General features: G+C 44.5%; 9 protein-coding genes. 6 read left to right on the forward strand and 3 right to left on the reverse strand.

Annotated elements, in window-relative coordinates:
• Positions 1 to 209: 209 nt before the first annotated feature.
• Positions 210 to 458, reverse strand: coding sequence for a transposase (locus QSE00_RS24540; protein ID WP_459076858.1), 249 nt, complete (start codon positions 456 to 458; stop codon positions 210 to 212).
• A gap of 472 nt (positions 459 to 930) precedes the next feature.
• On the opposite strand from QSE00_RS24540, the gene QSE00_RS24545 reads away from it, so the two are divergent.
• From QSE00_RS24545 to QSE00_RS24555, 3 genes are all read left to right on the forward strand, one after another.
• Positions 931 to 2,493 (forward strand): IS1182 family transposase, encoded by a 1,563-nt coding sequence (locus QSE00_RS24545; protein ID WP_286107916.1) that lies wholly within the window; start codon positions 931 to 933, stop codon positions 2,491 to 2,493.
• Between the two features lie 351 nt (positions 2,494 to 2,844).
• Positions 2,845 to 3,573 (forward strand): tyrosine-type recombinase/integrase, encoded by a 729-nt coding sequence (locus tag QSE00_RS24550; RefSeq protein WP_286107917.1) that lies wholly within the window; start codon positions 2,845 to 2,847, stop codon positions 3,571 to 3,573.
• 2 nt (positions 3,574 to 3,575) lie between these two features.
• A complete protein-coding gene (locus tag QSE00_RS24555; RefSeq protein WP_286107918.1) occupies positions 3,576 to 4,718 on the forward strand; it encodes an IS91 family transposase in 1,143 nt (380 codons plus the stop codon).
• 145 nt (positions 4,719 to 4,863) lie between these two features.
• Here QSE00_RS24555 and QSE00_RS24560 read toward each other — a convergent pair whose 3' ends face one another.
• Positions 4,864 to 6,351, reverse strand: a complete 1,488-nt coding sequence (locus QSE00_RS24560) for a TlpA family protein disulfide reductase (RefSeq protein ID WP_286107919.1) — start codon at positions 6,349 to 6,351, stop codon at positions 4,864 to 4,866.
• Between the two features lie 213 nt (positions 6,352 to 6,564).
• Here QSE00_RS24560 and QSE00_RS24565 point away from each other — a divergent pair, with 213 nt between their 5' ends.
• From QSE00_RS24565 to QSE00_RS24575, 3 genes are all read left to right on the forward strand, one after another.
• A complete protein-coding gene (locus QSE00_RS24565) occupies positions 6,565 to 8,142 on the forward strand; it encodes an IS1182 family transposase (protein WP_286107920.1) in 1,578 nt (525 codons plus the stop codon).
• 281 nt (positions 8,143 to 8,423) lie between these two features.
• Positions 8,424 to 9,209 (forward strand): tyrosine-type recombinase/integrase, encoded by a 786-nt coding sequence (locus QSE00_RS24570; protein WP_286107921.1) that lies wholly within the window; start codon positions 8,424 to 8,426, stop codon positions 9,207 to 9,209.
• A complete protein-coding gene (locus tag QSE00_RS24575) occupies positions 9,209 to 10,345 on the forward strand; it encodes an IS91 family transposase (protein WP_286107922.1) in 1,137 nt (378 codons plus the stop codon). The genes QSE00_RS24570 and QSE00_RS24575 overlap by 1 nt, the downstream gene beginning before the upstream one ends.
• A gap of 289 nt (positions 10,346 to 10,634) precedes the next feature.
• Here QSE00_RS24575 and QSE00_RS24580 read toward each other — a convergent pair whose 3' ends face one another.
• Complete coding sequence (locus QSE00_RS24580; RefSeq protein ID WP_286107923.1) at positions 10,635 to 11,198, reverse strand: hypothetical protein; 564 nt, start codon at positions 11,196 to 11,198, stop codon at positions 10,635 to 10,637.
• Positions 11,199 to 11,371: the final 173 nt, after the last annotated feature.

The following is an 11,371-nucleotide window of genomic DNA, read 5'->3' on the forward strand; positions in this document are numbered from 1 at the left end:
CTAATATTCCTTCTGGTAATATTAAACTTAACAAGGATAACTCAGTGCCTTTATTCATCAATGTAATTTAAAGCACAAAGAAAATTATTTTTCTCTTTAGACCCAACTTTTGAGATTGATCCATTATTCATTCGAATCTATTTTATTCTTTATTAATCAATCAGCACTGAAAATAAGCAATCAAGAACCATTTCTGGGTATTTTGATATTTATGCAAATAGTTGAGTTAACCTAAATAGGAAGAATTCTGTATTTCTAACACCTCTAAACCGAGCTCTGAATGCTTTTATTTTAGTGTTGAAGGATTTTGCGGAAGCATTTGTGCTTATATTTATAAAATAATTCAGGATCTGCCAATAATTGAGGGAAATGGTATTGACAATCGTATTGAATGCCCTAAATCCAGCATTTTCCACATCTTTGTACCAATGGACCAGTTTTGTATACGCTACCTGTATGGTTGTTAGTCAAGTAGTAATTCCTTAATTCATTCAAATCAATAACAATGTCATTTACAGTTAAACCATGGGAAGTCAAACTACGTTTTATTTTTAGGTATGACTTATGCCACTCTTTCCATGTTTCGTCCATGTTTTCTGGGTCGTCGATTAACTTTAGGAATTTCCTCCAATCTTTTTTTCGATAATACGCTAAATTCACCTCCATGACTAATTTTATTTCGGGATGTCAAAGGTGTAAACTATGTGCCTTTAACGTACCCAAATTAATGCCAACGGTCTCGTATAAGAATAGTTGCGGGTTTATGTGCGAGGATTTTCCGCAGGAAAATCAGACGTAGTAAACTTGCAACGAGCTTTGATTAAGCTCAAAATTGAGCAATTATTTTTATACATTGTGCCTGTTGCACAAGTTAACAAAAAAACCACATAGGGTAAAGGCGATCTTAACGTTGGGGTGTTAACTTTAGGTATGCAGGGAAAGAAAGATTACCAGGAAAAACTGTTCGCCCATTTCCAGTTGAGCGAGCGTATACCCAAGAACAATTTCTACAGGCGGTTGAAAGAGGTTTTGGAACTTCGGTTTCTTTACGGTCTTACCAAAGGTTATTATGGGGATAGCGGCCAAAAGAGCATAGACCCGGTGGTCTTCTTCAAGCTTTGTCTTGTTGGGTATCTGGAGAACATCATAAGCGACCGCAAGCTTATGGCACATTGTTCCCTGCGATTGGACATCCTTTATTTTATCGGTTACGATATAGACGAGGAACTTCCTTGGCACAGTACGATAAGCCGTACGCGTCAACTGTTCCCGGAAAGTGTATTCGAGGAAGTCTTCACCAAGGTGTTAAGTATGTGCGTGGAGCAGGGAATGGTCAGTGGGCATACCCAGGCCATAGATTCGGCACCGGTCAAGGCCAACGCAAGCATGGACACCTTGGAACTGAAGGTGCCCGAAGAGGAACTGGACGAACACCTGCGGAAGGTACGTGTTATGAGCGCAATGGACAAAGAGGAACCGCATCGCAAGAGCAAAGGCGATAGGTCGGACAAGGACCAGCGCATCGTTTCGGCAAGCAAGAACGAACTGGCGGCGATAAAGGGCCGGAACAGGAAATGGGCGCAGGACCAGGGCCAACGTCCGGGCGCGAAGAACAAGGGGGCGAAGTATACGAGCAACAAAACACATTACAGTCCCACGGATCCCGACGCGCGGATCAGCGTAAAACCGGGCAAGGCCAGAAAGCTGAACTATCTATCGCAGCTCAGTGTCGATACAGCGAACCATGTCATAACCGATATCAGGGCATACCATGCGGACGGGAAGGATAACCAACAGTTGCCGGATATCGTCCAAAGACTTCGGGCAAGGTTGTGGAAGGAAGGCCTGGTGTGGGAGAATTGCGTAGCGGACACGGGGTACAGTAGTGGCGAGAATTATGCATTTCTGGAGGGGACCGGGCTAAAGAGCTTCATCCCGCCGCACGGCACCTACAAGGGCGGCCCCGATGGGTTCGAATACGTCGGGGAACACGATCATTACCTATGCCCACAGGGCAAGGCGATACCCTTCACCAAGGTGTTCAACGATCATCGTACGGGTACCAAAAAGAAGGAATACCGGGCAAGGAAACACGTATGTGTTGGCTGTCCGATCAGGAGCAGTTGTCTTGGTAGGTCGGCACAGGAGAAGAAGTTCAGCGTCACCTATTACCGGGAGGAATACCAAAGGAACATCGAACGGGTGAATAGCAGTCAGGGCAGGTATATGAAGGGCATACGCCAGAGTACGGTGGAGCCTGTTTTCGGTACGCTGACACAGTTCATGGGGCTCAGGAAGATAAACACCATAGGATTGGAACAGGCCAACAAGGTGATGTGCCTCTCGGCCATTGCCTACAACCTCAAGAAGTACCTGAAATTCGATCGAAAACGGGTAAAAAGCGGGGTAGGAATGCTCGACTTGTTTTTTGCTCTGAAAAACAGACTGACAGCAGTCGATAAATCCGTTTTAACGGGTATAAATTTGATCTAAACCCAGGTAATCAAAAAAAGAAAAATCGCTTAGAGCGGCTTATTTGAGTTGGTAATTTTACGTTTTAGAGGCTTGTGCAACGGTTACCGGTGTTGAACTAAACCTAAAGGTAGCTTCAAGCAAGGGTTACCTTACCGTTCACTACCTTTAGGATAGGTTTAATCATAAAATTTAAAGTTATGAAAAAAAAGTAGCACCCTCATTGAGAGGGCCTGTAATTCCGTATCCGGGTTCAACGAACTCTACTATAAATTAAAACGTTCGGTAGAACTGGCCGGCAAAAGCCAGAGTACCCTTACCAACTACGCCAGATGTCTGGCGCACATTGCGATTCACTTCAAATGCAGTCCGTTGGACCTTGACGAGGAACAGATCCTTGATTACCTTCATATCCTAAAATCGCAGCACAAGACCCCATCGGACAGTTTCTTCAAGCATACCGTCTATGGTCTGAGATATGCATACCGTATCTCGGGAATGAAGGAGATGGGTGTGGTGCTGCCTTCGATCGAACGGCCCAAGAAGCTACCGGTAGTATTGAGCCATAACGAGGTAAAGCAGTTGCTCAGGGCCCCTAAACTGTTGAAGCACCGTTTGGTCCTAGCCATGCTCTATGGCTGCGGCCTTCGCAACTTTGAACTCTGCAACCTACAGCTGAAGGATCTGGATCTTGAGAGGATGATGCTGCACATCCGCCAGGGGAAGGGGAGGAAGGACCGCTATGTCCCATTGTGCGCGATGCAGGTCCGGGGCCTAAGGAAATACATCTCGGCGGAAAGCCCTGTCACTTGGTGCTTTAACGGCAATGACAGCAAGGGCGGTCCGGTCGCGCTCTCCGCCAGGGGAGTGCAATGGATCGTTAAGGAAGCACGGAAGCACAGCGGTATCCAAAAAGAGGTCACCACCCATAGCCTCCGGCACAGCTATGCGACCCATCTATTGGAAATGGGGCTGGACATCATCAGTGTCAAGGACCTGTTGGGGCATGTGGATATCCAGACCACGCTTACCTACCTGCATGTGGCACGATCGGGCAGGCAAAGGCCGTTCAGCCCGTTGGAGCGGCTTTACGATAAATAGCCATGGAACACGCCGCTTACGAAGTGGCCCAGGTATTGGAACGCAACAGGGAACACCTGGCCGGCCTTTGTGCCAATAGCTGGCAGCTAAGGACCCTGCACGCCCTGCGCAAATGCCGGACCGCAGCATTGGGCGGGCATATAGACCGTTGCGACAACCCGGACTGCCATAAGCTGCACCTTAGTTACAACAGTTGCCGGAACCGCCATTGCCCCAAGTGCCAGGGACATAAAAGGGAACAATGGATCAGGGCAAGGGAGGCCGAACTGCTGAACGTCCCTTACTTCCATGTGGTCTTTACCCTCCCGGCAGAACTTAACCGTCTGTGTCTTTACCGACCGAAGCAGGTGTATCGTTTATTGTTCAAAACGGCATGGCAGGTAATCCAGGGTTTTTCATCCAACCACAAGTTTTTGGGGGCCGACCCGGGAATGGTCGCCATCCTGCATACCTGGGGCCAAAATCTGTCCCTTCACCCGCACCTGCACTGCATTGTACCGGGGGGTGGGATATCAAGATCGGGCAAATGGAAATCCGCTGGGAACAAAGGGAAATATCTCTTCCCCGTAAGGGCCATGGGCAAGGTCTTCAGGGCACGTTTTGTGGCCGGGCTGCGAAAAAGTCTGAAAAAGGAACTGCCCTGCGGATTTTGTGAAAGCCTTTTTAAAAATGAGTGGGTGGTCTATTGCAAGCGTCCGTTTTTAGGGCCGGCACAAGTGGTGGAATATCTTGGCCGATATACCCACAAGATTGCCGTGAGTAACCATCGGATAAAGAATTTGGACGGTCGGGGCGTTACTTTTTCCGTAAAGGATTACCGGCATGGAGGAAAGAAGTCCCTAATGCTGTTATCCGACAAAGAGTTCATCAGGCGGTTTGCAATGCATGTGCTCCCGAAAGGGTTCGTGCGGATACGCCATTATGGGATCCTGAGCAGTTCCAGGAAGAAGGTACTGGTTCCTTTACTGCAACAGGTCCTGGGCAGTCCGGTGCCCCATGGACGGCCTCCCTTGAAACATCGCCGATGTCCTTACTGCCACATCGGGATTATGGCGACCGTAGCGGTATTCGACAGCCGTGGCCGGGAAAAACGATACAAGAAGATCAAAAATGAACCCGGGCGGACATGGGAAAATGATTTTTGATAGCTTTATGTACCCGAAAGGAATTCGATATCCATCTGGAAAACTCCATTAAACCATAGCAATCCCCATAGTAAGGGAACCCGGACCCGGTTCAGTCAACACGGTCTTCATGTTTGGCCGTACCGACCACACGAAGACTTAGTTATTAGGCACCGTTATTTATTTCAACTTGATGTTTGTCAATTATTTTTTTTATTTCCTCAAAGTTTTTTGGATAGATACCAGTATTTACTTTCTCTCCAATTTCACCATTAGATTTGATTATTTGATGATGTGGAAATCCGTAAACTTTAAAATATTTTTCAAAAAAAGCTAATTGGTTTTTAGTTAGTAAATGATGCTTACCTTTCAGTTTAAATTCGTCTCTTGCTTTACTCCATTCTTCATTTTCCATATAAGCTCCATAAAAAATAAATTCAACATCATTGTTGTCGGTCATTGAAATCAAATCGTTATAATTCGGTAATTCTTTCATACAAGGTGCACAGTTTGTAAACCAAAAATCGTGAAAGATTACTTTTCCTTTTGCATCATTATAAAGTTTTAAAAGCTCAGTCTTTTCGTTTAACGGAATATCATAATTCTCAATTAGTGTAACTATATTTAATATCTCATTTTTTTCCGCCGATTTAACTTGAGACAATAATTTGTCATTAACGAAATATTTAAGGCTGTCCTGATATTTTTGTGGAACTGTTTTATTGTTGCGATAAGCATATGCCATAAGTAATTCTCGCTCACTATTTTTTGGCCGTTGCTTTATTATATTAAATTCTATTGGAAAATTTGATAGAGAATCTTTTTTTAATTTTTCTCTCTGCTCTGAATACTTATCAGAAATATTACTCATAATCATGTATGAAGTAGATAAAAATCCTAAATATTTCAAATGTGACTGATAGGTCAATTCATCATTGTTTTTTGGATTCACATCGTCTATGAAATTGAAATATTCATCATCTTCATCAATTTTATTATTTGTTGTTCCAAAAAACGGAAATATGCTTAAATCATAGCCTGCTCCATATCTAATTTGTGCTTTGCTCCAATCTATGAAAGTTTGGTCAGTTATATTGTTTTTTTTAATAAATAAGTCAAAAGATATTAGCTGATTTTGCATATAGGTAATACGTTTATGCTTATAATCAATAACAACCGATTTACCATCATTGCTAAATCCATTAGGTGCAAGTTTGATCAGGCTGTCTAAATAGAAAGTATTGCTAAGTATTAAGTTATTTGTTTCCTTATTTAATCCTGAAATAACTTCAAAATCTTCCCATTTTGATTTCGGGTCTACTAATTGCTCCGTTTTCAATTCAACTTTTAGCTTTTCATTAGGTGAAATGATAAGGCTGAATTCTCTATTTTCGTAATTAAAAACTAACTCTCTTTTTTTGTCATTTATAAAATTATAGACAACCGTTCCGCTATCTGATATTTTGAGTTGTTGTTCAATTGGATTGACGCCATTTTCGATTTTTAAATCAATAAAACTTTTATGTTTACTTGGGTTGTAATCTGTAAAATCTAGACTTATTTCAGTCAGATTTTCAACCTTACTTGTTGATTCTTTTTCATCACAAGAAATCAATAATATTGCTGCTAATAAAAAGTAAAAAGATTTTTTCATAGTTTTCATAATGGTGCCTAACGGTCTCGGCTATGAGTAGTTGCGTTGTTTAGCACTTAACTTTACAAGTACACACCAAGTTGGAAATTCCGCAGGAATTTCCAAAGTAGGCGAGAACAAGCAATTACTTATAGCCATTGTGCCTGTTGCGCAAGTTAGCAAAAAAGTCTGTCATGATCATTGTGGATCGGCGGATCGATCGTAACTTTAGTTATGCAAGGAAAAAAGTATTATCAGGAAAAGCTTTTCAACCAGTTCCAGCTCAGTGAACGGGTTCCGGAAACCAATTTTTACAGACGTTTAAAGGAGGCCCTAGATCTGGATTTTCTCTACCCCATGACCAAAGTGTACTACGGATCGAGTGGCCAGAAGAGCATCGACCCCATAGTCTTTTTCAAACTCTGTTTGGTGGGCTATTTGGAGAACGTGACCAGCGACCGAAAGTTGGTGGATCATTGTAGTTTACGCTTGGATATCCTTTATTTTCTGGGTTATGACATCGATGAGGAGCTGCCCTGGCACAGTACTATCAGCCGTACCCGCCAGTTGTTTCCTGAAGCGGTCTTCGAGGAGGTCTTCACAAAGGTGTTCGGCATGTGCGTTGAAAAAGGAATGGTCAGCGGTCATACCCAAGCAATAGATTCGGCCCCTGTGAAGGCCAACGCAAGCATGGACAGTCTGGAACTGAAGGTTCCGGAGGAGGAACTGGGGGAGTACCTGAAAAGGGTACGTCAAATGAGTTCTATGGACAGGGAAGTCCCGTTTAGGAAATCCAAGGGAAACAGGGCGGACAATGAACAACGGGGCATCACGGCCTCACAAAAGGAGCTGGACGCGATCGCCTCGCGCAACAGGAAATGGGCCAAGGATCAGGATCAGCGTCCAGGGGCGGGGAACAAGGGGAGCAAATACACTTCGAACAAGACGCACTACAGTCCCACCGATCCCGATGCGCGGATCAGCGTAAAACCGGGCAAGGCCAGGAAGCTCAATTACCTTTCCCAGCTTACGGTTGATACGGCCAACCATGTGATCACGGATATCAAGGCCTACCATGCGGACGGGAAGGACAACCAGCAGTTGCCCGATATCGTGGATCGGGTGCAACGACGTTTATGGAAAGAAGGCCTGTTATGGGAAAACTGTGTGGCGGATACGGGCTATAGCAGTGGGGAGAACTATGCATTATTGGAACAAAAGGGACTTAAAAGTTTTATACCGCCGCACGGCACGTATAAGGGCGGTCCGGAGAACTTCATTTACGACCAAAATGAAGACCATTATGTTTGCCCACAGGGCAAGGTCATTCCGTTTACCAAGGAATTTTTGGACGGCCGTACCCAGACCAGGAAGAAGGAATATAGGGCAAGGAAACACGTATGTGTTGGCTGTCCGATCAGGAGTAGTTGTCTTGGTAGGTCGGCACAGGAGAAGAAGTTCAGCGTCACCTATTACCGGGAAGAATACCAAAGGAACATAGAACGGGTGAACAGTCCGCAGGGAAGGTACATGAAGGGCAAACGCCAGAGTACGGTGGAGCCCGTCTTCGGGACCCTGACCCAGTTTATGGGGCTAAGGAAGATAAACACCTTGGGATTGGCACAGGCCAACAAGGCAATGCAGCTATCGGCCATTGCCTACAACATCAAAAAATACCTGAAATTCTCGGGAAAACGCACAAAAAGTGGAGCGGGAAGCATAGTTCTGCACAATTGTATGGAAAATGTACTCCACAGGTCTATTTGCTTCCTTTTTGGCACTATAAAAATGAGTGGCAACACGTTCGTTTAAAAAACAAAACGGCCCTAAAAGGCCGCTTTTGGCATCGATATTTTATAAATTATAGGGTTGTGCAACGGTTACCATTGTTGAACGAATCCTCCCTACGGTCGGAAGCTTTCCAGAGCAAAATACAACATTTCTTATATTTATGGTACACTTAAAATTTACGGTTATGTACAAAAAAAAGTATAACGATAGTAGAGACCGCTGTCGCAGAAGTTCCGGGCTTTGAAAACCTTTGCGGGAAATTAAGGAAGAGTTTCACGATCAACGGCAAGGCTGAAAGTACCTTGAACAACTATACTAGGTGCCTGGCACATTTGGCCCTCCATTACAAGCAAAGCCCGGAGACACTTTCTACCGAGCTGATCGATGATTATCTTTTTCATTGCAAGAACTTGCACAAGACCCCGTCCGAAAGTTTTTTTAAGCACACCGTTTTCGATCTTCGTGCCATTTATAAAGTCTTGGGAACAAAAGATAGGCATGTCAAGCTTCCGCAAATAAAGCGCCAGAACAAATTGCCCGTAGTGCTGAGCAAGGCCGAAGTACGCACTTTGCTCAAAGCGCCCAAATATCTCAGACACCGGCTGATGCTGGGCATGCTGTACGGTTGTGGTCTACGGAGCTACGAACTCTGCGCATTGCGCCTTTGCGATGTCGATTTTGACCGCCAGACAGTTTTTGTAAAAAAGCAGAAGGGCAAAGTAGATCGGTACCTGCCCCTTAGTAAACACTTGGCACGCGGGCTCAAAAAATACATTGCAACGGAATCTCCCCGAACCTTCCTTTTCAACAGCCAGGTAACCGACAATGGGGCACCACGGCCCATTACTACCACCGGGATACAATGGGTGATAAAAGAGAACAGGGGCAAGGTAAACACCCACAAGACCATTACCGCCCATTGCCTGCGCCACACCTACGCCACGCATTTGCTGGAGGCAGGTCTCAATATTATAAGCCTGAAAGAGCTTTTGGGACATGCTTTTATCGAGACAACATTGGTATACCTGCACGTTGCAAACACCGGGAGTTCGCACAAGTTCAGCCCGCTCGATACGCTATTTGAATAATGCGCAGCCACTTTAAAGTGGCCGATGTGTTGGAGATGGAGCGGGACCAGATCTCGTCCCAAACCTTTACGGGCTGGCATAGGCGTACCCTACATGCCATCCGTAGATGTCGGACACCTGCTATGGGCGGACATATAGATAAGTGCGATTGCTGCCATAAACTCCACATCAGTTACAACAGTTGCAGGAACCGTCATTGCCCTACCTGTCAGGGACATAAACGAGAAGCATGGATACGGGCGCGGGAAAGCGAACTTCTGGGTGTGCCTTATTTCCATGTGGTGTTTACCCTGCCCCCGGAGCTGAACATTTATGCCCTGTCCTATCCGAAAATAATCTATGGGAGCCTGTTCAAAGCGGCATGGGCAACCCTTGTACAGTTCGGTGCGAACCCAAAACACCTTGGCGCACGAACGGGTATGATCGCCATCCTGCATACATGGGGCCAAAACCTGAGCTTGCACCCGCACTTGCACTGTATTGTCCCTGGAGGCGGAGTGAACAGATCGGGCAAATGGAAACCGGCTAAGAACAAGGGGAAGTACCTGTTCAATGTGATATCGATGAGTGGCGTGTTCCGAGCAAAATATGTTGCATTGCTGCGCAAGGAAAAGGTACCCGTTCCACAAGAAATTTTCAATAAGCTCTTTGATAAAAATTGGGTAGTGTATGCGAAACAGCAGTTCCATACGCCAAAATATGTGGTAGAATACCTGGGCAGGTACACGCATAAGATAGCCATCAGTAATTATCGGATCAAACAATTGGACAAGGCGGACAGAACGGTAACCTTCCAGATGAAGAACTACAAAAAAGGAGGAAGAAAGGAACTGCTCAAACTCTCCACGCACGAATTCGTACGCCGATTTGCACTGCATGTCCTGCCCAAGGGTTTTACACGGATACGGCATTACGGCATCTTGAGCAGCGGTTGGAAAAAGGAGAAACTGCCCGCGCTACAAAAAGCATTGGCCACAGTGCCCATTACCAGTAAGGAAGAGAGGCCACCGTTGCTCAATGGCATATGCCCGAGCTGTAAAAAGGGCAAGCTGGTGACCGTCATGACCTTTGACGGGCGTGGCCCGCCCCAAGGCTGGAAAGAATTATTACATCTTGACGGCCAATACCGAAAATAACTCGCTAAGTGCGGGTAGGGGAAACTATGTGCCATAGGCAAGCATTTCGCCAATAAACGGCCGGACGGTCCGCCAAACTGGTGAAAAAGTTGGATTTAGGTCACTAGAAAAAAGTTGAAGTTCAAAGGCCAAAACAAAACTACGGCAAGTCTGCCGAAATAAAACTCCATAAAAAACGATAAAAAGAAAGCTTTCCCCATAGAAGGAGACCGGATCCGTCAACAAGATATTCAGCCCTGGCCTATCGGCGGGCCGAATACTTAGCTATTGTAAAACGTTTTTTATTCCGTTAAAATCGGTATCCAATTCTTAAATGTAAATTCAAAGCAGCCTCTCCTTCATTTTCTAAATATCCAACACTTTTAGCGAAAATATACCTGTATCCAATTCCAATTCCAGTTTCGTATGTAAAATGGGCTCCAATATTTCGTCTAATTCCCCAAGTTGGTATTATGGAAATTTGGTCAGCCACTTCCACATTATCATAATTTGAAATTACAAACCAATTCGGATTGTAGCTTGTCTGTAATGTTAAAAAATTCCCACTGTTCCCGTCAATATTTCTTGATTTAGATACTCTTTTGTTAAGATTATAATACCATCTAGGTTCTAATCTAATTACAGGTGTCATTAAATATCCATTTTCAGGATAGAAACTTCCTCCCCAAAAACCAGCATCCATTCCGATTTCTGCTCTTAAAGCTATCTGATTTGATAATTTTGTCTCTTTATGAGCCCAAATTCCTAAAACTCCTGTTTGTATTCCGTAGGTAGATTGTTCTACACTTGCGGTTTGTGATTTCGCAATTAAAGTCAGTCCGCAAAATGTCAAGGTCAATAAGATTTTTTTCATTCAGTTTATTTATTGTTATTAAGTTTGTTTTTTGGTCAAAATGTTTTACAAACATTATAGGATTAAATCATGTAAGCCAACGGCGCAGTTTGATTTAATCCGCCGTTGAACTATGCGGTGTCGGTTTTGCGCTTATAATGCTATGGGGATTGAATCCGTTATATTTTATCCCA

Source organism: Arenibacter flavimaris (assembly GCF_030291335.1).
GTDB lineage: Bacteria > Bacteroidota > Bacteroidia > Flavobacteriales > Flavobacteriaceae > Arenibacter.

Coding starts and splice junctions, on each gene's coding strand:
- QSE00_RS24545 (WP_286107916.1), top strand. CDS start 931: ATGCAGGGAAAGAAAGATTACCAGGAAAAACTGTTCGCCCATTTCCAG.
- QSE00_RS24555 (WP_286107918.1), top strand. CDS start 3,576: ATGGAACACGCCGCTTACGAAGTGGCCCAGGTATTGGAACGCAACAGG.
- QSE00_RS24560 (WP_286107919.1), bottom strand. CDS start 6,351: ATGAAAAAATCTTTTTACTTTTTATTAGCAGCAATATTATTGATTTCT.
- QSE00_RS24565 (WP_286107920.1), top strand. CDS start 6,565: ATGCAAGGAAAAAAGTATTATCAGGAAAAGCTTTTCAACCAGTTCCAG.
- QSE00_RS24575 (WP_286107922.1), top strand. CDS start 9,209: ATGCGCAGCCACTTTAAAGTGGCCGATGTGTTGGAGATGGAGCGGGAC.
- QSE00_RS24580 (WP_286107923.1), bottom strand. CDS start 11,198: ATGAAAAAAATCTTATTGACCTTGACATTTTGCGGACTGACTTTAATT.